The following is a 22,294-nucleotide window of genomic DNA, read 5'->3' on the forward strand; positions in this document are numbered from 1 at the left end:
ATGCAAGCCTTGATGCAGGATCAGCCGCTGCTGATTTCCTCGATGATCGAGCACGCGCGCCGCGTGCACCCGCGCGCCGAGATTGTCTCGCGCACTTGTGAAGGCACGCTGCACCGCAGCAGTTACGGCGAAGTGGAACGGCGCGCGCGGCGCATTGCCAATGCGCTGCTGGCGCTGGGCGTGGGCATGGGCGACCGGGTCGGCACGCTGGCCTGGAACACGCATCGCCACATGGAGCTGTACTTTGGCGTGTCGGGCATGGGTGCGGTGCTGAACACCATCAACCCGCGCCTGTTCCCGGAACAGGTGGAGTACATTCTCAATCACGCGCAGGACCAGGTGCTGTTCTTCGACACTACCTTCGCGCCCTTGGTGGCCGCGCTGGCGCCGAAGCTGGCAGGTGTGAAGGCATTCGTCTGCATGACCGACCGCGCGCATATGCCCGCCGGCCTGCCGGCGGGAACGCTGTGCTACGAGGAGCTGGTGGAAGGCGCCAGCGATGATTACGCCTGGCCGCAGTTCGACGAACGCACGGCGTCGGCGCTGTGCTACACCTCCGGCACCACCGGCAACCCGAAAGGGGTGCTGTACTCGCACCGCTCGGCCTACCTGCACTCGATGGGCCTGTGCGCTGCGGGCAGTGCAGCCATTTCGCACCGCGACAGCTGCCTGGTGGTGGTGCCGCTGTTCCATGTGAACGCCTGGGGCATGCCGTACGCCGGCGCCATGAGCGGCGCCAAGCTGGTGCTGCCCGGGCCAGCGCTGGACGGCAAGAGCATCTACGACTTGCTGCGCGACGAGCGCGTGACGATGGCGCTGGGCGTGCCGACCGTCTGGCTAGGCTTGCTCAACCATATCGACAGCGAAGCGCGGCCGGCGCTGCAGGAGCTATGCCTGGAGCGCATGCTGTGCGGCGGCTCGGCGATCCCGCCGGTGATGTTCACGCGCTGCCGCAACACGCTGGGGGCGACCCTGATGCAGGCCTGGGGCATGACGGAGATGTCGCCGCTGGGCACCGTGTGCTCGCTGTTGCAATCGCACGACAAGGCCAGCGAGGAAGAAAAGCTGCGCGTGCAGGCGCGCCAGGGCCGGCCGGTGTGCGGCGTGGAGCTGGCGCTGAAGGACGAAGCGGGCCGGCGCCTGCCGCACGACGGCGTGGCGACGGGGCGCCTGATGGTGCGCGGGCCGTGGATCCTGTCGGCCTATTACGGCAGCGATGCCTCGGTGCTGGACGAGGAAGGCTACTTCGATACCGGCGACATCGCCAACATCGACCGCGATGGCTATCTTCAGATAACCGACCGCGCCAAGGACGTGATCAAGTCCGGCGGCGAATGGATTTCATCGATCGATGTCGAGAACGCAGTGATGGGCCATCCCGATGTGATGGCTGCCGCGGTGATCGGCATCCCGCATGAAAAATGGCAGGAACGCCCGTTGCTGGTGGTCGTTCCCCGCCATGGCAGTTCCCCCACACGCGATGAAGTGTTAGGCTACCTTGCCAGCCGCGTAGCCAAGTGGTGGCTTCCCGACGACGTGGTTTTTGTCAGCGAGCTTCCGTATTCCGCCAACGGCAAAGTGCAGAAGATGAAGTTGCGTGAGGAGTTCAAGCAGTTAAATAAGCCTGTATAAGAAGCTGTAAAAACCATTAGGAGACACTAGGATGACGAGGAAGTACAACCGTATCATGGCGCTCGCCGTGGCGGCGGCGCTGGCAACCCCACTGGCGCACGCAGATACCTTCACCACCGACAATGGACTGGAAGGACGCTGGTCCCTGAACATGTCGGTCGGCACCAGCATCCGGATGAAGGATGCAGACAAGAACCTGATCTCTGTACCCAATGGCGGCACGGCGGGCGCCGGCGCCGACGACGGCAACCTGAACTTCAAGAAGCACGATGCCTATTCCACCGTCGGCAAGCTGACAGGCGAACTGGAACTGAAAGGCGATACCTACGGCATGTTCGTGCGCAGCTTCGCGTGGTACGACCGCGTCCTGAAAGGCAAGGAGATGCCGCACGGGCATTTCAACAACGGCTACAAGCAGAACGGAGAACTGAGCGACACCGGCTTCGACCAGCTGTCCACCTTCGACGGCGTGGCGCTGGCCGACGCCTATGTGTTCGCCAACTGGGACCTGGGCGGCAAGGCGCTGAGCGCCAAGCTGGGCAACCAGGTGATCAACTGGGGCGAATCGCTGTTCGTGCCGGGCATTAACGCCATGGGCGCCTTCGATACCAGCGCCGCGCGCCGCCCGGGCGCGCAGGTCAAGGAAGTCCTGCGTCCGCAGCCGGCCCTGATGGCTAACCTGGGCCTGGGCAACGGCGTGTCGGTGGAGGCCTTCTACAACCTGGGCTGGCGCCAGAACGTGGTCGACGGCTGCGGCACCTACTGGTCGGCGGCCGATTCGCTCAACTGCAACAACGGCACCGTGCTGTTTGGCGACGGCACCAAGCTGAACGACCAGGGCCAGTACAACGGCGCGCCGTTCCTGGCCGCGCTGCCTGCTGCGCTGGACCCGGTGCTGGCCTCGCTCGGCCTGTCGCGCAGCATGCCGCTCAACTTCCGCATGACCACCGCGGAAAAGATCAAGCCGAAGAAGTCCGGCCAGTTCGGCGTGTCGAGCCACTACTTTGCCGACGCCATTGCCACCGACTTCGGCGTCTATTTCGCGCGCTACCACAGCCACTCGCCGATCGTCTCGGTGGTCAAGCAGCCGTCGGCGCTGCCGTCGGTATGGTCGGGCCGCCTGGCGCAACTGGTCAAGGCCGTGCCGTCGCTGGCGCCGGCACTGGGCACGCTGGGCGTGCTGCCGGCCGGGAATATCGTGTGGGACTACAGCGGCGAGAACGTGAAGACCCTGGGCCTGTCGGCAGCCACCGAAGTGGGCGGCTTCTCGCTGTTTGGCGAAGTGTCGCGCACCAAGGACATCCCGGTGCAGATCAACGCGATCGACCTGCTGGTCGGCACTGCGCTGGGCATCGGCCCGCAGGCCAAGCTGGCGGTCATTGCGCGCAACCCGGCGGTGCCGACCGGCACCGTGATCCACGGCTATGACCGCAAGGACAAGACGCAGGCGCAGGTGTCGTTCATCCGCCAGATCCCGCAAGTGCTGGGCGCCGATTCGCTGACCCTGCTGGGCGAAGTGGCGGGCCAGAAGTGGAGCGGCATCGGCGACCCGAACACCAGCACCCGCTACGTGCGCGGCTTCATGTACAACTTCGGCCCGACCGCGGCGCTGGGCGGCACTTGCGGGCCGGCCGGCATCCAGCCCAATGCCTCCTACTGCGAGAACGAAGGCTATGCCACCAGCAGCGCCTGGGGATATCGCCTGTCGGCCGAAATGCTGTTTCCGAACGTGGTGGCCGGCGTCAACTTCAAGCCGCGCCTGTACTTCGCGCATGACGTGAAGGGTTATGCGGCCGACAACCTGTTCGTCGAAGACCGCCAGACCCGCAGCGTGGGCCTGCGCGCGGACTACAACAACCGCTACTACGCCGACATCAGCTATACCAGCTATAACAAGAGCGCCAAGTACGACCAGTTCCACGACCGCGACAACATGCAGTTCGTGATCGGCGCCAACTTCTAATAAAGACACAGGAGACATGTAGATGAAGATGATGAAGCAAAGCTTGCTGGCCGCAGCGCTGGCGTGCATCGCGGGCAGCGCCCTGGCCGGCCTGCCGCAGGCGGAAGCAGACCGCCTGGGCAAGGACCTGACGCCGGTCGGCGCGGAGAAGGAAGGCAACAAGGCCGGCACCATCCCGGCCTGGACCGGCGGCATCACCAAGGCGCCGGCCGGCTTCGACAGCAAGAACGGCTACGCCGACCCGCTGCCGAACGAAGCGCCCCAGTACACCATCACGGCCGCCAACATGGACAAGTACAAGGACATGCTGGCGCCGGGGCAGATGGAGATGCTGAAGCGCTACCCGAGCTACAAGATGAATGTCTACAAGAGCTACCGCACGGCAGGCTACCCGCAGGCGGTGTACGACAACATCAAGGCCGAAGCGACGAAGGCCGAGCTGACCGGCGGCGGCAACGGCGTGACCGGCACCGCCAAGACCACGGTGCCGTTCCCGATCCCGAAAACCGGCGTCGAGGTGATCTGGAACCACCTGATGCGCTACCGCGGCGGCACCATCGAGCGCTACACCGCCGAATTCCCGGTGCAGACCAACGGCGCCTTCACGCCGGTGACCCGCACCGAGAAGGTGGCCTTCGCCCAGGGCATGCCCAACCCCGAGCCTAACCGCCTGGTGTACTACATGGCGACCCTGACCGGCCCGTCCTCGGTGGCCGGCGACGCGCTGCTGGTGGTGGACCCGATGGACCAGGTGAAGGAATCGCGCCTGGCCTGGACCTACAATCCTGGCCAGCGCCGCGTGCTGCGCGCGCCGAACGTGGCCTACGACTCGCCGGGGCAGGGCGCGGACGGCTTGCGCACCACCGACGACTACGACGGCTTCAACGGCGCGCCCGACCGCTACGACTGGAAGCTGGTGGGCAAGAAGGAGATGCTGGTCTCCTACAACAACTACAAGATCACCAACAAGGCGATCAAGTATGCCGACATCGTCCGCCCCGGCCATATCAACCAGGACTTCGTGCGCTACGAGCCGCACCGCGTGTGGGTAGTGGAAGCGACCCTGAAGAAGGACAAGCGCCACATCTACGCCAAGCGCGTGTTCTACGTGGACGAGGATAGCTGGGAAGTGCTGCACACCGATTCCTACGACGGCCGCGGCGAACTGTGGCGCGTGCACGAAATCGGCGGCATCCAGTACTACGATGCGCTGACCCACTACTTCGCCTACGAAGTGTTCTACGACCTGCAGGCACGCCGCTACCTGCTCTCCGGCATCTCCAACCAGGAGAAGCCGATCAAATTTGGCGTCAAGCTCGATCCGTCGAACTTCACGCCAGATACGCTGCGCCGCTCTTCCAACTAAGGACGGCGTAGCGGGTTTGGGGGTGTCTCTTCGGGCGCTTGCGTTCACAGGGAGCGCTGCGCCCATTTTTTCGCAGGTAGAGCATGAATATAGTATTGAAACAGGCCGCTGCTGCGCTGCTGGGCGCATTGGCGGTGGCGCCGGCCGTGGCGCGCGATCCGCTGCAGACGCCGGCGCGCATGTCGGCGCGGGCGCCGAAAGCCATGCTGACGGCCATGGCGCTGGCCGGCCAGCGCACGGTGGCGGTGGGCGAGCGCGGCATCATCCTGGTGCGCGATGGCGGCGCCAATGCGCCATGGCAGCAGGCGAAAGTACCGGTGTCGGTCACCTTGACCAGCGTGGCGTTTGCCGATGCTTCCAACGGCTGGGCCGTCGGGCACGATGGGGTGATCCTTTCCACCAATGACGGCGGGGCGCAATGGAGCACCCGCTTTGACGGCAACCAGGCCAATGCACTGATGCTGGCCGATGCCAAGGCGGCAGTCGAGAAGGCGCAGGCGGCCGGGGCGGGAGCGGGCAAGGCGGCGCTCGCCGATGCCGAGAACGCGCTGGGCGATATCGAAGCGGCGGCCAAGTTCGGCCCGTCGCGCCCTTTGCTGGGCGTATGGTTCCGCGATGCCAGGACCGGCTACGCGGTGGGCGCATACGGCCAGGCTTTCCGTACCACGGACGGCGGGGCACACTGGAATTCCATGGGCGCGGGCCTGCCCAATCCTGAAGGCTTGCATTACAACGCGATTGCGGGCGGGCCTGGCAATGTGTTGGCCATCGCGGGCGAGGGCGGCTACGTGTACCGCTCGGCCGACGGCGGCGCAAGCTGGCAGCGTATCGAGACCGGCTACGGCGGCCAGCTGTACGGCGTGATCTTCACCGGCCGCAGCGTGCTCGCTTACGGCTTTGGCGGCCATGTGTTCCGCAGCGAAGATGGCGGCGCCACCTGGCGCGAAACGCCGGCCGTGACGAAGAAGAGCCTGGTGGGCGGCGCCCTGCAGGGCAACAGCATCGTGCTCGCGGCACAAGATGGCGCGCTGCTGCGCAGCGACGACGATGGCGTGAGCTTCCGCGTTATGCGCCAGGGCGATGCGGTGCCGACGGCCGGCATGCTGGCTGTGAATGGCACGGTGCTGCTGTCCGGCGTGGGTGGTGTGCGAGAGGCGGCGAAATGAAGCGCGAAGACGAAAAATCCTGCAAGGTGGCCGAGGAAGGACACCAGCGCTTCACCTCCGTCGAGCACTGGCTGGAGCCGCGCCTGTTCAAGCACCGCCTTGTGATCATGGTGGCTTTCCTGCTGGCGTCGGTGCTGTTTGCCTGGCAGGCGGCGCTGCTGAAACCGGACGCCAGCTTCCAGAAGATGGTGCCGGCCACCCACCCCTTCATCGCCAACTACCTGAAGTACGAGAACGAGTTGCGCCCGCTGGGCAACAACATCCGCATCGCGGTGGAGGCGACCAAGGGCGACATCTACAGCAAGGAGTATCTCGATACGCTGAAGGCGGTGACCGACGAAGTGTTCTACATCCCCGGCGTGGACCGCGGCAACCTGAAGTCCCTGTGGACGCCGAACGTGCAGTGGATGGAAGTCACCGAGACGGGCTTGAACAGCGGCCAGATCATCCCGCAGGGCTTCGACGGTTCGCCGGCCATGCTGGACGAGGTGCGGGCAAACGTGGCGCGTTCGGGGCGCATCGGCAGCCTGGTGGCGGCGGACCAGAAGTCCACCATCGTGCAGGTGCCGCTGCTGGAGATCGATCCGGACAAGGGCACCAAGCTCGATTACGGCCTGTTCTCCGAGCGCCTGGAAAAGCTGGTGCGCGACAAGTACGAAGCACAGGGCGTGAAGATCCACATCGTCGGCTTTGCCAAGGTGGTGGGCGACCTGATTCACGGCGCCAAGGCGATCGGCCTGTTCTTCGCGATCACCTTTGCCATGACGGTGGCGCTGCTGCTGTGGTATTCGCACTGCTGGAAGTCGACCCTGGTGACGGTGTTCTGCTGCTCGCTGGCGGTAATCTGGCAGCTTGGCATCGTGCGGCTACTGGGCTTCGGGCTCGATCCGTATTCGATCCTGGTGCCGTTCCTGACCTTTGCCATCGGCGTCTCGCACGCGGTGCAGAACATCAACACCATGGCCAGCGAGCGCCTGTCCGGCAAGTCGGCCACCGAGGCTGCCAAGCAGACTTTCCGCCAGCTGTTCATTCCCGGCACCATTGCGCTGCTGTGCGATGCGGTGGGCTTTTCGACCCTGCTGGTGATCGAGATCGGCGTGATCCGCGAGCTGGCGATTTCGGCCTCGGTGGGCGTGGCGGTGATCGTGCTGACCAAGATGTTCCTGCTGCCGGTGCTGATGTCCTACGTGGGCGTGACCGATGCCTGCCTGCGCAACCAGGCCCGGAAGGCCAAGCGCAAGCACCGCTTCATGCGCATGCTGTCGCGCATTGCGGAGCCCAAGTACGCCAAGCTGGCGGTGCTGGGCGCAGTGGCGGTGTTTGCCACAGCGTTTGCGCTGAACCGCGACCTGAAGATCGGCGACCTCGATCCGGGCGCGCCGGAGCTGCGCGCCGACTCGCGCTACAACCGCGACAACGCCTACATCACCGGCCATTACTCGACCAGCTCGGACGTGTTCGTGGTGATGGTAAAGACGCCGGCCGGCGAGTGCGGTGCCTACCCGACTGCCGAAGTGGTGGACCGCTTCCAGTGGGAGATGGAGAACGTGCCGGGCGTGGAGTCGACCACTTCGCTGTTCACGGTGCAGAAGCGGATCATCTCCAACGTCAATGGCGGCAGCCTGAAATGGCAGGCGCTGTCGCGCAATCGCTTCGTGTCCAATTCGGCGCAGCGCATGATTCCGTCCGAGTTGTACAGCAACGACTGCTCGATGCTGCCGGTGCTGGTGTTCCTGGCCGACCACAAGGCCGACACGCTGACGCGGGTGGTGCAGGCGGCGCAGGCGTTCGCCAAAGAGAACAACACGCCGCAGGCGGAGTTCATCCTGGCGGCCGGCAATTCGGGCATCGAGGCGGCCACCAATATCGTGATCAAGCAGGCCGAGATCACCATGCTGGTGCTGGTGTACGCCATCGTGGCGCTGCTGGTGTGGTGGGAGTTCCGCTCGCTGCGCGTAACCATCTGCATAATGGTGCCGCTGTATATCACGTCCGCGCTGTGCGAGGCCATTATGGCGCGCCTGGGGCTGGGGGTGAAGGTGGCGACCTTGCCGGTGATTGCGCTGGGGATCGGCATCGGCGTGGACTACGGCATCTACATCTACAACCGCCTGCAGTGCTTCCTGGACCGCGGCATGGAGCTGAAGGAGGCTTACTTCGAGACGCTGAAGACGACCGGCGTGGCGGTGGCGCTGACCGGCGTGACGCTGGCGCTGGGCGTGCTGACCTGGGTCTGGTCGGACATCAAGTTCCAGGCCGATATGGGCCTGCTGCTGATGTTCATGTTCCTGTGGAATATGGTGGGGGCGATTGTGATGATTCCGGCGCTGGCGTCGTTGCTGCTGCCTAAGCGCTAAACCGGGTAAACCGGGGTCTGACCCGCAGGGTCAGACCCCCTACGGTCTTCGGGCCCTCGACGGTGGGTCAAACCCTGGTTTACCGGTTTTACTCCTGGCGCTCCCAAGTCTGCGACCGGCCCAGCATCGGAATACCGATATACCCGCGCACTTTCAGCTTCTTGCCGCCATCGGCAACTTCCAGCTTGCTCTTATAAACCTTGCCGTTGTTCGGGTCGAGAATCTCGCCGCCGTTGTATTCGCTGCCGTCCTTCTTCAGGCCGGACACGATCACCATGCCGACAATCGGCTTGTCCTTGCGCGCATCGGTGCACTTGTCGCACACCGGATTCTGTTCTTCCGCCGGGCCGCGGTACAGTTTTTCGATCTTGCCCTGCAGGGCGCCGTTTTCCTCGGTGATGCGGATCAGGGCCTTCGGCTTGCCGCTGACGTCATCGATGTTCTTCCACAGGCCGACAGGAGAGGGATCTTGGGCAAATGCCGGAGCGGCAGCCAGCAAGGCTGCCGCAGCCAGCGCCACTGTGCGGGTTAGGCGCATGGGGGTGTCTCTTATTTAGATTTGGGGAAAATCAGTGTAGCAAAGGACCCGGCAGGGCACCGTACGGTCATGCTATTTTTTTTGGAGGGAAGACTCTAGAAAATTGAAAGTCGGGGTCAGGTCTGGCAATCCGCCACATTTTTCGCATCGCGGAAAATGTGGCGGATTGCCAGACCTGACCCCGACTTTTAAATCAGGACTTGAAGTTGCCGTCGTTGCGCGGAAGGGGGCTGCTGCACGAGGCCGGGGTGCTGAACTCGCGGTTGCCGGAGGCGGTGGCCTGGCTGCCTTCCCAGGTCGCCGTGCTGCCGTTCCATTTGACGTATTTGTACTGGATGGCGCTGGCCGCTGGCAGCGTGACGGTGCCGCTCCACGGTACGTTGGCGCCGCTGCCCTGGATCGCCAGCGCAAAGCCGCTGGCCGGTGCCCAGTTGCCAAGGCGTGTGTCGTTGCCGACCACGTACAGGTTCTGCCCCATGACGGTATTGGCGTTGGCGATGGTGAAGGTGACCTGGCAGGACGATGCCGCCGTGGTGGTCACTGCCAGCGCGGCGCTGGCTGCCGAAACGTTGCCGGCGGCGTCGATCGCCTTGACGGTGTAGCTGTAGCTGGTGGCGGGGGCCGCTGTGCTGTCGACGTAGCCGGTGCCGGTGGCGGTGCCGAGCAGGCTGCCGTTGCGGTAGACGTAGTAGCCGGTCACGCCGGCGTTGTCGGTGGCGGCGCTCCAGGCGAGGCTGACGCTGGTGGCGCCCACCGCGCTGGCGGCCAGGCCGTCCGGTGCGCCGGGCGGCGTGCTGTCGACATTGCACGGGTTGCTGCCGCTGGTGACGGCGCCGCCGGCCACGCTGGACAGGCCGGTGCCCAGCGCGTAGTTCTTGCCGCCGTTGTTGTCCCAGCTGCCGCTGCCGTTGTTGAACACGGCCTGCCAGCTGCTGGCCGAACCGAGGCTGGCGGTGTAGGACAGCCAGCCGCTGCAGGCTGCGGCCATCGGCACGCCGGGCACCGCGGTCCAGGCGCCACCGGTCGGGCTGTAGTGGATGTTGGCGCTGTTCCAGCCGCTGGGCAGGCGGTAGTAGACGGTGGCGATATTGCCGGCGGCCGTGGTGAGCGTGCGGGCGGCGGAAGCCGGGCCGGTATTGCCGGCGGCATCCTGCGCCTTGATGGTGTAGCTGTAGCTGGTCGAAGGTGCCAGCCCGCTGTCGGTGTAGCTGGTGGCGGCGGTGGCGCCGACCTGGCTGCCGTTGCGCAGCACCAGGTATTGCGCGACGCCGTAGTTGTCGCTGGCGGCGGCCCAGGACAGGGTGGCGGCTACCTGCGTGATGGCCGATGCCGTCGGCTGGCCCGGGGCGGTCGGTGCCTGCGTGTCGGCGGCCAGCGTGGTGACGGCCAGCGCCGGGCTGGCGGCGGACTGGTTGCCGGCGGCGTCGATGGCGCTTACCGTGTAGCTGTAGGCCGTGGCGGGCGCCAGGCCGCTGTCGCTGAAGCTGGTGCCGGTGGGCGAGCCGGCCAGCACGCCGTTGCGGAATACCTTGTAGCCGGTAACGCCGATACTGTCGCTGGCCGCGCTCCAGGCCAGGCTTACCGAGCGGTCGGTCAACTGGCTGCCGGCCGGCTGGCCGGGTGCGCTGGGCGGCGTGCTGTCGATCGTCAGGAAGGGATAGACGCCGTTGACGGTGCCGTTGATGTCTTCCGTGTAGCCGGAGCCGGTGGCCACGGCGCGGTAGCGGCCGGCGCCGACGAACACTTGCTGGATCTCCGAGCGCGTGACGTTGCCCAGCGTGTCGGTCATCTCGACGTAGTAGTCCAGCAGCTGGTTGCGGTAGCCCGGGATATAGGCGTAATACAGGTCGCCGCTGTCCTGCGCCGGCAGGGCGGCGATGGTGTCGCGCGTGGAGGGAATCCAGGCCACGCCGTTCATGTCCGGCTGCAGCTCGCGCACCTGCATCGTCACGTCCTGCCAGGCGCCGACATTGGCCGGGTTGATAGAGAGGCCGGGCTGGCCGGCCAGGGCGGCCGGATCGTACACCTTGTACGTGTCGTCGGCCGCGTCGATATTGTTGCTGGCGTGGACCCGCACATTGACCTTGGCGCTGGCGATGCCCGACACGTCGTGGCCGTAGGTGTAGACGGCGAAGTCATTGCTGTAGTGCTGCACGGTCCAGCCTTCGGCCTTGGAGGCGTTGACCGAGCCGGGATTGTAGGGATAGCGCTGCGGCCACCACACGGAAGGGCCGGTGCGGTCTTGCGCCAGGTGCGCCTGCACATAGGGGCGCGAGAAGGCTAGCGAATTGTTGAAGGCCAGGGTCGGCTTGACCGAGTCGTCCTTGTTTTCATCGTAGTAGCCGAAGCCCGAATCCATGGCAGGCAGCAGGAAATACCAGGCAAGTTCCGCCGGGTTGGCGCCGCCGGCGTAGTCGTTGGCGCCGTCGCCCTTGACCGGGTAGGACAGCATCCACGGGTTGAGCTGGTTGCCGGCGTGCGTGACCTGCTTGTCCAGCGCGGTGCTGGGCGACCAGTGGTTGGGGTGGCCGTCCAGCCAGATCTGCTCGGCGGTCTTGGCGTAGTTGAGGGCGGCTTGCAGCAGGGCGAAATTGCGCTCCAGGTAGTGCCAGCCGTATTCGAAGGAGACGGTGGCGCCTTCCTGCTGCCCTTTCAGGTTGGTCTTGGGCGCCAGGTTGTTGCCGGTGACGCGGTTGAAGTCGGCGAACTGGCCTTTCCATATCAGGAAGGGCAGGTGCCAGTGGTACCAGGTGGGGTCGGACGAAGAGTCGCGCGTGTCGATCCAGGAGCCGTCCTGCACGTGCTGCACGTCGCTCTCGGGAATCGGCTTGGCGCGCAGGTACTCGTCGATGCCGAGGCAGTAGCCGTTGCCGCTGCAGGTGGTCGAGTGGCCGGCTTGCCAGGTGCTGAGCGCACCGGCGCGGCCGCCGGAATTGTCGCCGTCGTGCGCCACCACGAAGAACTGGCGTCCTTCCAGGCTGGTGTAGGGCGCCAGCTCGTCGACCGTGACCGCGCCTTCCCACCCTTCCAGCCAGGAGCCGTTCTGGCTGACGGGGATGCCGGCCAGGCGCGTGACGGCGCCGGTGGCGGGGTCGACGTGGCGTACCCAGTGCGGGGTGGAGGCAAAAGGGAATTTGTTGACCACCACTTGCTGCTCGTGGGCCATATTGGCGGCCACCCAGCTGCCGCTAGCGGAGGTGTTGCGCAAATCGGCGCGGTTGGGCGGGGAGGTCAGGGTGTCGACGCTGGCGTCAAAGCTGGCGTAGGGGTAGTCCTTCAGCGTGCGCGAAAAATGGTTGTTGCCTATCACCGACCACTGCACGCCCAACTTGGCCAGGGTCGGGATCAGGCGCTCCGAAAATCCCAGCTCGGTAGGAAAGAAGCCCTTGGAGGCGACGAAGCCGTTGCCGAGGAAGTAGGGCTGGGCCAGCGTGACGTTCTGGTAGACCAGGTCCTTCAGGAAGTAGTCGGGGCCTACCAGTGGGCCCATGCTGTGGTGGCCGGTGAAGTGCACGGTGTCGAGCGTGCGGTAGTTGTTGGCGGTCTTCAGCGAGTTCCAGGTATTGAGCCAGGACGCGCCCCAGTTGCTGTTGCTGTAGCCGGGAACGTTCTGCGCGCTGGCGAGGCTTTGCACGTTGTTGATGACGGCGCCGGACATGGTGACGTGGACCTGGCCCTTGCCGCCGGACCAGCTTTGCATCTCGTTGGCTACCTGCATCGGCCAGTACTGGTATGCGCCAGTCTTGGCGTCCGGCGTGTAGTAGGCCACCAGGTCGTCGTGCGGCATGATGGCGCCGCCCAGCGAGGCAGGCAGGTAGTAACTGTAGCCGGCTGGCGGGTTGTTTTTCAGCTTGATGACGTCAGCGTCATAGGTGTAGCGCACTGGCGCGCCGACGGGCGTGGCGTTGTACTTGGCCAGCGGATCGACGGCGTAGAAGGGCCAGAAGTTCGGCATGTGGTTGTGGTACACGTGGGCGGCCGGGATGGTGCCGGCGCCGGCGTGGCTGGCGGCGAACAAGGCCGCGAGGACGGCGGCCAGGGGTTTCAAACGCGATTGCATGCACATCTCCTTTCACAGGTTGGAACTGCGGAACGGGTGCGCAAGGGCGCCTCGCCAGTGGGGCGATAGCGGCTATCGGGTGGAGCGTCTCAGTGCGTGGTGCCCTTTGCGGGACTGCTTGGGTGTGGATGTACTATTACTACCACTGAGGCGTGATGCGCAGAGGTAGAGAGGGGTAAACTACGGATTGTTTGACTACATGTCAACACGAATGATGTAGTTTACCTACAGTTCGGGGTAAAAAATGCCCGGCTGGGGCCGGGCATTGCTTTCATCTTGGGTGGCGGATTGCCAGACCTGACCCCGACTTTTAAGCTGGGAGCTTGGCCAGTTGTTCCTGCATCTTGGCCAGGGTGGCGCCGAAGGTGGCGACGCGCTCTTTTTCCTGCGCCACTACGGCGGCTGGGGCGCGGGCGACGAAGCTTTCCGAGGACAGCTTGCCGTTGGCCTTGGCGATTTCGCCTTCCAGGCGGGCGATCTCTTTCGACAGGCGTTCGCGCTCCGCTTTGACGTCGATTTCGACCTTCAGCATCAGCTTGGTGGTGCCGACCACGGAGACGGCGGCCGGCGATTCCGGCAGCACGTCGACGATCTGCACTTCCGACAGCTTGCCCAGCATCTGGATGTATGGGGCGAAGGCGGCCATGCGCGCTTTGTCGGCGCCGGTCGCTTCCACGATCAGCGGCACGCGCACCGATGGCGCCAGCTTCATTTCGCCGCGCAGGTTGCGGGTGGCGTCGGTCAGTCCTTTCAGTTCGCCCACCCAGGCTTCGGCTTCGGCGCTGATCGCCGCTTCGTTCGGCAGCGGGTAAGCCTGGGTCATGATCGATTGGCCATCGCCGCCTTTGCCGGCCAGCGGGGCCACGGTCTGCCACAGCTGCTCGGTGACGAACGGGATGATCGGGTGCGCCATGCGCAGGATGACTTCCAGTACGCGCAGCAGGGTGTGGCGGGTGGCTTGCTGCTGGCCCGGCGTGCCTTGCTGGACCTGCACCTTCGCCAGTTCCAGGTACCAGTCGCAGTACTCGTACCACACGAACTGGTAGATGGTGGAGGCGATGTTGTCGAAGCGGTAGTCGGCAAAGCCCTTATGCACTTCCTGTTCGGCGCGGTTGAGGGCGGAGATGATCCACTTGTCGGCAGCGGACAGGTCGGCTTCGTTGGCGGAGCAGTCGTGGCCTTCGGTGTTCATCAGCACGAAGCGGGTGGCGTTCCACAGCTTGTTGCCGAAGTTGCGGTAGCCTTCGCAGCGGCCCAGGTCGAAGTTGATGTTGCGGCCCAGCGAGGCGTAGGAGGCCATGGTGAAGCGCACGGCGTCGGTGCCGTAGGCTGGAATGCCTTCCGGGAATTCCTTGCGGGTGGCTTTTTCAATCTTCTCGGCCTGCTTCGGGTTCATCAGGCCGGTGGTGCGCTTGGCCACCAGCTCTTCCAGGCTGATACCGTCGATCAGGTCGATCGGGTCCAGGGTGTTACCCTTGGACTTGGACATCTTCTGGCCTTGCGAGTCGCGCACCAGGCCATGCACGTAGACCGTTTCGAACGGCACCTTGTTGGTGAAGTGGCTGGTCATGATGACCATGCGCGCAACCCAGAAGAAGATGATGTCGAAGCCGGTAACCAGGACCGACGAAGGCAGGAAGGCCTGCAGTTCAGGCGTTTCGTTCGGCCATCCGAGGGTGGAGAACGGCACCAGGGCGGACGAGAACCAGGTGTCCAGCACGTCGTTGTCGCGGGTCAGGGCGCCGGTCACGCCCTTGGCGGCGGCTTGCGCTTTGGCGTCTTCTTCGCTGCGGGCGACGTAGACGTTGCCTTGCTCGTCGTACCAGGCCGGGATCTGGTGGCCCCACCACAGCTGGCGCGAAATACACCAGTCCTGGATGTTGTTCAGCCACTGGTTGTAGGTGGTGCTCCAGTTTTCAGGGACGAACTTGATCTCGCCGCTGGAGACTTTTTCCAGCGCGACTTCGGTGATGGATTTGCCCGGGTTGAAGGTGCCTTCAGGAGCCGGTTTGCTCATGGCGACGAACCATTGGTCGGTCAGCATCGGCTCGATCACGACACCGGTGCGGTCGCCGCGCGGCACCATCAGCTTGTGCGGTTTCACTTCGACCAGGAAACCTTGTGCGTCCAGGTCGGCGACGATCTGCTTGCGGGCGGCGAAACGGTCCATGCCCTGGTAGGCGGCCGGGCCGTTTTCGTTGATCTTGGCGTCGAGGGTCAGGATTGACGGCATATCCAGGTTGTGGCGCTGGCCGACGGCGTAGTCGTTGAAGTCGTGCGCTGGGGTGATCTTGACGCAGCCGGTGCCGAATTCCTTGTCGACGTATTCGTCGGCGATCACCGGGATTTCGCGGCCGACCAGCGGCAGCTTGAGCATCTTGCCGACCAGCGCGGTGTAGCGCTCGTCGGTCGGGTCGACTGCCACGGCGACGTCGCCCAGCATGGTTTCAGGACGGGTGGTGGCGACCACCAGGTGGCCGCTGCCGTCGGCCAGCGGGTACTTGATGTGCCACATCGAGCCGTCTTCTTCTTCCGAGACGACTTCCAGGTCGGAGACGGCAGTGCCCAGCACCGGGTCCCAGTTGACCAGGCGCTTGCCGCGGTAGATCAGGCCTTGCTCGAACAGGCGCACGAACACTTCGCTCACCACTTTGGAGCGTTCGGCGTCCATGGTGAAGTATTCGCGCTGCCAGTCAGGCGAAGTGCCCATGCGGCGCATCTGGCCGGTGATGGTGGAGCCGGACTTTTCCTTCCATTCCCAGACTTTTTCGACGAATTTTTCGCGGCCCAGGTCATGGCGCGACACCTTCTGCGCGTCCAGCTGGCGCTCCACCACGATCTGGGTGGCGATGCCGGCGTGGTCGGTGCCCGGGATCCAGGCAGTGTTGTGGCCCAGCATGCGGTGGTAGCGGGTCAGGCCATCCATGATGGTCTGGTTGAAGGCGTGGCCCATGTGCAGCGTGCCAGTGACGTTCGGCGGCGGCAATTGGATGCTGAAGGACGGCTTGCTCAGGTCGAGGGAGGCTGCGTAGTAACCGCGCTTTTCCCACTCGCTGCGCCAGAACTGTTCAATGTCGGCAGGCTCGAAAGACTTGGCTAATTCCATGATTTGGGCTGTAAATTTGGCGAAAACTTTCATTATAAGGTAGATTGCTGGGGACATGGACGCCAGCAATTCCCCTCCGCCCCGCAAGCGCGGCCGCCCTGCGCAGGCCGCTTCCGACAGCCTGAAAACGCTGCTTATTGCCGTCTCGGCAAGACTTTTCCGCGAAAAGGGATTCGATAACACCACCGTGCGTGATATTGCGGCCGCGGCGGGCGTGCAGGCGGGGTCGTGGTTTTATCACTTCAAGTCCAAGCAGGACATTCTTCAGGCGGTGATCGAGGAGGGCATGCAGCAGGCCCTGGCTCGCATCGAGGAGGTGGCTTCGCTTGGCCTGCCGCCGCGCGAGGCGTTCCGGCGGCTGGTGCATACCCATCTCGAGACCTTGCTGTCGCCGGGACAGGATTTCGTCTACGTCATGCTCTACGAGTGGCGCGCGCTTTCCACTGAGGGGCAATTGCGCATCGTCGCGGCCAAGGATCGCTATGAGGCGTTGTGGGATGCGGTGCTGCACGAACTGCAGGCTTCCGGCGAGTGGCCGGCGCCGGGCAAGCTCGATCGGTTGTGGCTGTTCGGGGCGCTGAACTGGTCGGCGCAGTGGTACCGGCGCGAGGCCGGCGTCAGCATCGATGAACTGGCCGAGTCCGCTATTCGCTTCCTGCTTCGGTAGCTCCTCGCGGGTCCCTCTGTGGGAAGTGCTGAAATGGCGTTGCAAGGTGCTGAAAAGTACTGAAATTTGAACTTCCCTCGAATTTCTCCCTCTAAGGGATTTTCACCTTGGGAGATTTCAGCATGAGCCAACACGTAAGTGTGACAGTCACACTGCCTACCCTGCGCGACTTGCTCGACTATCAGGCAGAAAAGGCCAGCGATCAGGATTTCTCGGGGCTGGTCGACCGTGCGATGCATGTCGCCAAACCAGTTTGCCAGGGCGAGCCTTGGTACCGTGCGCAATGCATGGGAGGCCATCTTGGTTCAGCTCCCGGGCCAACTCAACTGGACCCCAGCAACCCGATTGCGCTTTTCCGCTGAAGCCCAAGCTCGCCGGAAAGCATACCGCGAGGCTGCACGAGCGAGAGAGGAAGCGATGTGCACATCTCGCGTTGAGAAGTGCTGAAATCGTGTTGCGAAGTGCTGAAAACTGCTGAAAATCTGATGCACCCGAAAACTCCCCCTCTGGAGTGATTTCAGTCCGCGCGATTTCAGCACCTCCCACAGACAGTGTCCGAACGAAGGCCCGCCGCCCGAAGCGTTGCGCGGTCCTTGACATTTTATGTCATGCTTTTATACTAATGACATAATATGTCTAACCACCCACAACAAGGAGTGACTCTATGGACGAAGTGATGGGCCGGATGCTGGCGATCGAGAGCGCGCTGTCCGCCCAGGTGGGCTCGCTGTCGGTGAGCGCCAACCTGCTGGCCCCCAACGAGCCGGATGGCGTGCCGGTCATGCGGATGTGCATCGAGGGCCAGGAGGAGATTCCTGTCTTCGTCACCGCTTCGCCGCACCAGGTGCTTTGCATCTGCTACCTGTGGACCGAGCGCGAAGTGCGCCCCGAGCGCCGCGCCGAGATGCTGGAAGCGATGATGGACCTGAACATCGCCATCCCGCTGTCGAATTTCGGCCGCATCGGCGAGCACTACGTCATCTTCGGCGCGCTGGCCGCCGACGCCTCGCCGGAGAGCATCGCCACCGACGTGGCGATGGCTGCCGACAACGCGCTGGAAGCCCTGGAAGTGTTCAACGAATTTCTAATGTGAGGAGCCCATCATGGCTGTTTTTTCCAAAGTGCTGACCATGTTGCGAGGTAACCTGCGTGAGCTCGGCCAGAGCATCGTCGACAACAACGCCTCGACCATCTACGAACAGGAAATCGTCGAAGCCACTGCCCACGTGGCCTCCGCAAAGAACGACCTGACGGCCGTGATGGCCAAGGAAATGCAGGCCGACCGCGAAATCGAACGCCTGCGCGCCGAACTGAAAAAATACGAGGACCTGGCGCTGCAGGCGCTGCAAAAGGACGAGACCAGCCTGGCCGAGGAAGTCGCCGCGCGCGTGGCCGACCTGGAAGTGGCGCTGGCCGAACAGGAAGAGGCGCGCGCCCAATATGCCGGCCACATCGCGCGCCTGAAGGACATGATCCGCAACGCCGAGGCTACGCTGCGCGAGCACGAGCGCCAGCTGGCCATGGCCAAGACCACCGAGAGCGTCTACAAGGCCACCGCCACCATTTCCCAGAACATGGGTTCGAGCGGCTCCAAGCTGATGACCGCCAAGGAATCGCTGGAGCGCATCCGCCAGCGCCACCAGGACATGGCCGACCGCATGCAGGCGGCCGAAGTGCTGGAAGGAGAGTTCGGCAGCAAGGCGCTGGAGAACAAGCTGGCGCAGGCGGGCATCGGCGAGCGCGCCAACCGCAAGGCCGAAGTGATGGCTCGCCTGCAGGCGCGCGTCCGGCCGGCCCCGCCGGACCAGGGCTGACGCGCCATGGTCCGCAGTTCTTCCCGCTGGTCAGGATCGGATGCGGCCTTGCGCGCGGTCCAGGTGGCCTTCGACGTGGAGACGCAGGTGATCGATGCGGTGCGCCTCGCCGCGTTCAAGAGCCAGCTCTCCACCTCGGACCAGATCCGCAAGATCCTCGGCCTGCCGTATTCCAGCAAGCCGGTTCGCCCGCGCCTGACGGTCAGCCTGTCGGACGCCGATTACGCGCTGCTGGCCGAACGCCTGGGCGTCGACGCAGCCGACCGGCGCCGCATCAAGGAAATGTTGCATGAGCAGTTGATAACATTTGCATTAAAGCAATCGAAGCACGAGAATAGTTAGTAATTTGACCACCAAGAAGGGCACTGAATGAGCACCTGGCAAATCCTGGCCAGCTTTCCAACCGCCATCCCCAGCGTCCTGCTGATCATCCTGCTGGTGTACTGGACCTTGTCGTTGGTCGGTGTGTTGGACCTGGGCGAGAACATCGAAGGCGACGCCGACCACGCCGACCTGGAAACGCTGGCCTTCTGGCTGGTGGCGCTGGGCCTGGGTGGCGTGCCGTTCTCGATCGTCGCTACGCTGCTGGTTTTCTTCACTTGGCTGCCGACGGCCCTGCTGCACGAATACGTTCTGGCGTGGCTGCCGGCCGGGGTGCTGCAATGGGTCGGCGGCGCCGTCATCCTGCTGGCGGCGGCGGGGTTCAGCGTGTGGCTGTCGGCGCGCGTGGTCAAGCCTTTGCGTGCGCTGTTCGTCAAGCACCATGCGCCGGAAAACCGCAGCCTGGTCGGCCACACCTGCCGCATCGTCACGCTGTCGGTGGACGAAAAATTCGGCCGCGCCGAAGTGGAGAGCAGCGGGGCCAGCCTGAATATCCGCGTCTGGGCCAGTTCGCCCAACTCACTGGGCAAGGATGCTCTCGCAGTGATCGTCGCCTACGACGAGGCATTGCAGCAGTACGAAGTACAGGCCGCCAGCGCGGCAAATTAAATAACAACACCAACACAAACCTGAAGGAAATCCATGGACATCATGTTGATTGCAGCCGCCATCGGCGTCGTCGTTTTGCTCGGCGCCCTGGCAATGTTCGCGCGCTTCTACCATAAAGTCGAACAGGGTCACGCAATGATCATCAACACCCTGCGCGCCGAGCCGGACGTCAGCTTCACCGGCGGCATGGTCTACCCCATCATCCACAAGAAGGAACTGATGGAGATCTCGCTCAAGACCATCGAGATCGAACGCCTTGGCAAGGACGGCCTGATTTGCCGCGACAACATCCGCGCCGACATCAAGGTCACCTTCTTCCTGCGCGTGAACAAGACCAAGGAAGACGTGCTGAAGGTCGCCCAGGCGGTCGGCTGCGCCCGCGCTTCCAGCCAGGAGACGCTGGAAAACCTGTTCTCGGCCAAGTTCGCCGAGGCCCTCAAGACCGTCGGCAAGTCGATGGACTTCGTCGACCTGTACCAGGCACGCGACCGCTTCCGCGACGACATCATCCGCCAGATCGGCAGCGACCTGTCCGGCTACATCCTGGAAGACGCGGCCATCGACTATCTCGAACAGACTTCGATCGAGAAGCTGGACAGCCATAACATCCTGGATGCCCAGGGCATCAAGAAGATCACCGAACTGACCGCGATCGAAAGCATTCGCACCAACGAATTGAAGCGCGACGAGGAAATGCGCATCAAGAAAAAGGACGTGGAAACCCGCGAAGCCATCCTGGAACTGGAGCGCCAGCAAGCCGATGCCGAGGCCCGCCAGAACCGCGAGGTCACCAGCGTGCGCGCCCGCGAACAGGCGGAAGCCGAAAAGGTGCAGTCCGAAGAACGCGCCAAGTCCGAGCTGGCTCGCCTGCAGGCCGAACAAGTCGTGCTGGTGCAGCAGGAAAACACCACCCGCGAGAAGGAAGTGGCGGAGAACAACCGCAAGCGCGCTGTCGCCATCGAGGAGGAGCGTGTCACCCGCGCCCGCCTGCTGGAAGTGGTCGCGCGCGAAAAAGAAGTCGAACTGCAGCGCATCGATAAAGAGAAGGCGCTGGAAGTGCAGAAGAAGGCCATCGCCGACGTGATCCGCGAGCGCATCGTGGTCGAACGCACGGTGGCCGAGCAGGAAGAAGCGATCAAGGACGTGCGCACCATCGCCGAGGCCGACCGCGGCAAGAAGTCGGTGGTGATCGCCGCCGAAGCCAGCGCCGAAGAGAAGCTGCTGCTGGCCGTCAAGGCCGCCGAAGCGGAAGAGCGCGCGGCCAAGCACCGCGCCGCCCAGGAACTGACCCTGGCGGAAGCGGCCCTGAAAGTCGCCGAGAAGGAAGCCGAAGCCAAGAAGCGCCAGGCGGAAGGCACGGAAGCGGAAATCGCCGCCCCTGGCCTGGCGGAAGCGAAGGTCATGCTGGCGTCGTCCGAAGCGATCGTCAAGCAGGGCGCGGCCCAGGCCGAAGCAACCCGCCTGCGCATGGAAGCCGAAGCCAAGGGCAAGGAACAAATGGGCCTGGCCGAAGCTGCCGTGAAGACGGCCGATGCGGCTGCCACCGCCACCCTGGGCACGGCGGAAGCCAAAGTGATCGAGGCGCGCTTCGAAGCCGAGTCGCGCGGCCTGGCGCAGAAGTTCGAGTCCATGTCCGCGATGAGCGCCGAGACCCGCGCCCACGAAGAGTTCCGCATGCAGCTGGAGCTGGCCAACGAGCAGGCCCTGAAAGGCATCGATGCGCAGACCATGATCGCCCGCGAACAGGCAGAAGTGCTGGGCAAGGCCCTGGGCAACGCCAAGATCGACATCGTCGGCGGCGACGGCAACTACTTCGACAGCTTCGTGCGTGCCCTGTCGGTTGGACGCGGCATCGATGCGGCCATCGAAAAGAGCAAGACCTTGCAGATCGGCCTTAAAGACCACCTGAGCGGGGAACGCGACATGCTGAACGACTTGCGCGGCCTGGTCGGCGCGCTGGGCGGCTCCTCGGGCGAGCTGCAGAACCTGACCGTGGCTTCGCTGCTGGCCAAGGTGTCGCGCGAAGGCACCCAGCAACAGCAGCACGCCCTGAACAATCTGATCGCTGCGGTACCTGAGCTGAAAGGCAAGCCATGATCTGCCCGGCCTGCGCACATACCCATTTCCAGCCGACCCGCATCGAAGGCGGCCTGCCCGCCGAGCGCTGCGACGCCTGCGGCGGCGTGCTGGTGGAACTCGAACGCTATCGCGCCTGGCGCAAGGCCATGCCCGAGATGGCATTGGCCGCGGCCGCGTGGGAGCCCAGCGTCACCGATGGCGCGGTCCGGCTCTGCCCCAAGACCGGCCGCCTCATGACGCGCCTGAAGGTGGACAGCCAGCATCCGCTGCGCCTGGACTACAGCGCGGCAGCCCAGGCAATCTGGCTCGACGCCGGCGAGTGGGACACCCTGGTGTCGCTCGGCGTCCATGGCCAGCTCGATGAAATCGCCTCCGACCGCTGGCAGGCCAGCGTGCAGAAGGCCGCATCGCGCGAGCGCATCGAGCAGGCCATGCAGGCGCGCTTCGGCGACGACCTGGCCGAGCTGGCCCGCATCCGCGCCTGGCTGGACGGCCAGCCGAACCGCCGCGAGATGCTGGCCTTCCTGGGCGCACCGAAAGACTAAAAGCGACTGAA

The 22,294-nt window shown here is 64.3% G+C and carries 16 protein-coding genes; 13 read left to right on the top strand and 3 right to left on the bottom strand.

Translation table 11 applies throughout. From position 1 onward, the window contains the following. The 5 genes from ACN9MW_RS06690 (at nucleotide 1) to ACN9MW_RS06710 (ending at nucleotide 8,484) form a co-directional block, all read left to right on the top strand. A complete protein-coding gene (locus tag ACN9MW_RS06690) occupies nucleotides 1–1,632 on the top strand; it encodes a long-chain-fatty-acid--CoA ligase (protein WP_426168917.1) in 1,632 nt (543 codons plus the stop codon). Nucleotides 1,633–1,663: 31 nt separating this feature from the next. Beyond that, the gene (locus ACN9MW_RS06695; protein WP_426168920.1) at nucleotides 1,664–3,595 is read left to right on the top strand and encodes a DUF1302 domain-containing protein; all 1,932 of its coding nucleotides are present in this window, start codon (nucleotides 1,664–1,666) and stop codon (nucleotides 3,593–3,595) included. Nucleotides 3,596–3,617: 22 nt separating this feature from the next. Beyond that, entirely contained in the window at nucleotides 3,618–4,961 is a 1,344-nt protein-coding gene (locus ACN9MW_RS06700) for a DUF1329 domain-containing protein (RefSeq protein ID WP_426168923.1), read from the top strand. 83 nt (nucleotides 4,962–5,044) lie between these two features. Continuing rightward, nucleotides 5,045–6,127, top strand: a complete 1,083-nt coding sequence (locus ACN9MW_RS06705) for a WD40/YVTN/BNR-like repeat-containing protein (RefSeq protein ID WP_426168925.1) — start codon at nucleotides 5,045–5,047, stop codon at nucleotides 6,125–6,127. Continuing rightward, entirely contained in the window at nucleotides 6,124–8,484 is a 2,361-nt protein-coding gene (locus ACN9MW_RS06710) for an efflux RND transporter permease subunit (protein ID WP_426168928.1), read from the top strand. Before ACN9MW_RS06705 ends, ACN9MW_RS06710 begins: the two co-directional genes overlap by 4 nt. Nucleotides 8,485–8,572: 88 nt before the next feature. On the opposite strand, the gene ACN9MW_RS06715 is transcribed toward ACN9MW_RS06710, so the two are convergent. The 3 genes from ACN9MW_RS06715 to ACN9MW_RS06725 all read right to left on the bottom strand — a co-directional run bounded on the left by ACN9MW_RS06715 (nucleotide 8,573) and on the right by ACN9MW_RS06725 (nucleotide 16,188). Then, the gene (locus ACN9MW_RS06715) at nucleotides 8,573–9,022 is read right to left on the bottom strand and encodes a DUF2147 domain-containing protein (RefSeq protein WP_426168931.1); all 450 of its coding nucleotides are present in this window, start codon (nucleotides 9,020–9,022) and stop codon (nucleotides 8,573–8,575) included. A gap of 193 nt (nucleotides 9,023–9,215) precedes the next feature. Beyond that, nucleotides 9,216–13,082: a carbohydrate binding domain-containing protein gene (locus ACN9MW_RS06720; RefSeq protein ID WP_426168933.1), complete on the bottom strand. Its 3,867-nt coding sequence runs from the start codon at nucleotides 13,080–13,082 to the stop codon at nucleotides 9,216–9,218. 310 nt (nucleotides 13,083–13,392) lie between these two features. Beyond that, entirely contained in the window at nucleotides 13,393–16,188 is a 2,796-nt protein-coding gene (locus ACN9MW_RS06725) for a valine--tRNA ligase (RefSeq protein ID WP_426168935.1), read from the bottom strand. 55 nt (nucleotides 16,189–16,243) lie between these two features. Between ACN9MW_RS06725 and ACN9MW_RS06730 the strand changes: the two genes are divergently transcribed. The 8 genes from ACN9MW_RS06730 to ACN9MW_RS06765 all read left to right on the top strand — a co-directional run bounded on the left by ACN9MW_RS06730 (nucleotide 16,244) and on the right by ACN9MW_RS06765 (nucleotide 22,283). Next, nucleotides 16,244–16,855 (top strand): TetR/AcrR family transcriptional regulator, encoded by a 612-nt coding sequence (locus ACN9MW_RS06730; RefSeq protein ID WP_426168937.1) that lies wholly within the window; start codon nucleotides 16,244–16,246, stop codon nucleotides 16,853–16,855. 122 nt (nucleotides 16,856–16,977) lie between these two features. Continuing rightward, entirely contained in the window at nucleotides 16,978–17,217 is a 240-nt protein-coding gene (locus ACN9MW_RS06735) for a hypothetical protein (RefSeq protein WP_426168939.1), read from the top strand. A gap of 302 nt (nucleotides 17,218–17,519) precedes the next feature. Next, nucleotides 17,520–17,948: a DUF2170 family protein gene (locus tag ACN9MW_RS06740; RefSeq protein WP_426168942.1), complete on the top strand. Its 429-nt coding sequence runs from the start codon at nucleotides 17,520–17,522 to the stop codon at nucleotides 17,946–17,948. Between the two features lie 10 nt (nucleotides 17,949–17,958). After that, nucleotides 17,959–18,669: a PspA/IM30 family protein gene (locus ACN9MW_RS06745; protein ID WP_426168944.1), complete on the top strand. Its 711-nt coding sequence runs from the start codon at nucleotides 17,959–17,961 to the stop codon at nucleotides 18,667–18,669. A gap of 6 nt (nucleotides 18,670–18,675) precedes the next feature. Then, nucleotides 18,676–19,011, top strand: a complete 336-nt coding sequence (locus ACN9MW_RS06750; protein WP_426168947.1) for a hypothetical protein — start codon at nucleotides 18,676–18,678, stop codon at nucleotides 19,009–19,011. A 27-nt stretch (nucleotides 19,012–19,038) separates the two neighbouring features. Further along, nucleotides 19,039–19,659 carry a ubiquinone biosynthesis protein gene (locus ACN9MW_RS06755; protein ID WP_426168950.1) on the top strand — a complete coding sequence of 207 codons (621 nt, stop codon included), beginning with the start codon at nucleotides 19,039–19,041 and terminating at the stop codon, nucleotides 19,657–19,659. A gap of 33 nt (nucleotides 19,660–19,692) precedes the next feature. Further along, complete coding sequence (locus ACN9MW_RS06760) at nucleotides 19,693–21,756, top strand: flotillin family protein (RefSeq protein WP_426168953.1); 2,064 nt, start codon at nucleotides 19,693–19,695, stop codon at nucleotides 21,754–21,756. Next, nucleotides 21,753–22,283 carry a zf-TFIIB domain-containing protein gene (locus tag ACN9MW_RS06765; protein ID WP_426168956.1) on the top strand — a complete coding sequence of 177 codons (531 nt, stop codon included), beginning with the start codon at nucleotides 21,753–21,755 and terminating at the stop codon, nucleotides 22,281–22,283. The genes ACN9MW_RS06760 and ACN9MW_RS06765 overlap by 4 nt, the downstream gene beginning before the upstream one ends. Nucleotides 22,284–22,294: the final 11 nt, after the last annotated feature.

The sequence above is a fragment of the Pseudoduganella sp. R-34 genome, assembly GCF_049904655.1.
Classification (GTDB): Bacteria; Pseudomonadota; Gammaproteobacteria; order Burkholderiales; family Burkholderiaceae_D; genus Rugamonas.

Coding starts and splice junctions, on each gene's coding strand:
- ACN9MW_RS06690 (WP_426168917.1), top strand. CDS start 1: ATGCAAGCCTTGATGCAGGATCAGCCGCTGCTGATTTCCTCGATGATC.
- ACN9MW_RS06695 (WP_426168920.1), top strand. CDS start 1,664: ATGACGAGGAAGTACAACCGTATCATGGCGCTCGCCGTGGCGGCGGCG.
- ACN9MW_RS06700 (WP_426168923.1), top strand. CDS start 3,618: ATGAAGATGATGAAGCAAAGCTTGCTGGCCGCAGCGCTGGCGTGCATC.
- ACN9MW_RS06705 (WP_426168925.1), top strand. CDS start 5,045: ATGAATATAGTATTGAAACAGGCCGCTGCTGCGCTGCTGGGCGCATTG.
- ACN9MW_RS06710 (WP_426168928.1), top strand. CDS start 6,124: ATGAAGCGCGAAGACGAAAAATCCTGCAAGGTGGCCGAGGAAGGACAC.
- ACN9MW_RS06715 (WP_426168931.1), bottom strand. CDS start 9,022: ATGCGCCTAACCCGCACAGTGGCGCTGGCTGCGGCAGCCTTGCTGGCT.
- ACN9MW_RS06720 (WP_426168933.1), bottom strand. CDS start 13,082: ATGCAATCGCGTTTGAAACCCCTGGCCGCCGTCCTCGCGGCCTTGTTC.
- ACN9MW_RS06725 (WP_426168935.1), bottom strand. CDS start 16,188: ATGGAATTAGCCAAGTCTTTCGAGCCTGCCGACATTGAACAGTTCTGG.
- ACN9MW_RS06730 (WP_426168937.1), top strand. CDS start 16,244: ATGGACGCCAGCAATTCCCCTCCGCCCCGCAAGCGCGGCCGCCCTGCG.
- ACN9MW_RS06735 (WP_426168939.1), top strand. CDS start 16,978: ATGAGCCAACACGTAAGTGTGACAGTCACACTGCCTACCCTGCGCGAC.
- ACN9MW_RS06740 (WP_426168942.1), top strand. CDS start 17,520: ATGGACGAAGTGATGGGCCGGATGCTGGCGATCGAGAGCGCGCTGTCC.
- ACN9MW_RS06745 (WP_426168944.1), top strand. CDS start 17,959: ATGGCTGTTTTTTCCAAAGTGCTGACCATGTTGCGAGGTAACCTGCGT.
- ACN9MW_RS06750 (WP_426168947.1), top strand. CDS start 18,676: ATGGTCCGCAGTTCTTCCCGCTGGTCAGGATCGGATGCGGCCTTGCGC.
- ACN9MW_RS06755 (WP_426168950.1), top strand. CDS start 19,039: ATGAGCACCTGGCAAATCCTGGCCAGCTTTCCAACCGCCATCCCCAGC.
- ACN9MW_RS06760 (WP_426168953.1), top strand. CDS start 19,693: ATGGACATCATGTTGATTGCAGCCGCCATCGGCGTCGTCGTTTTGCTC.
- ACN9MW_RS06765 (WP_426168956.1), top strand. CDS start 21,753: ATGATCTGCCCGGCCTGCGCACATACCCATTTCCAGCCGACCCGCATC.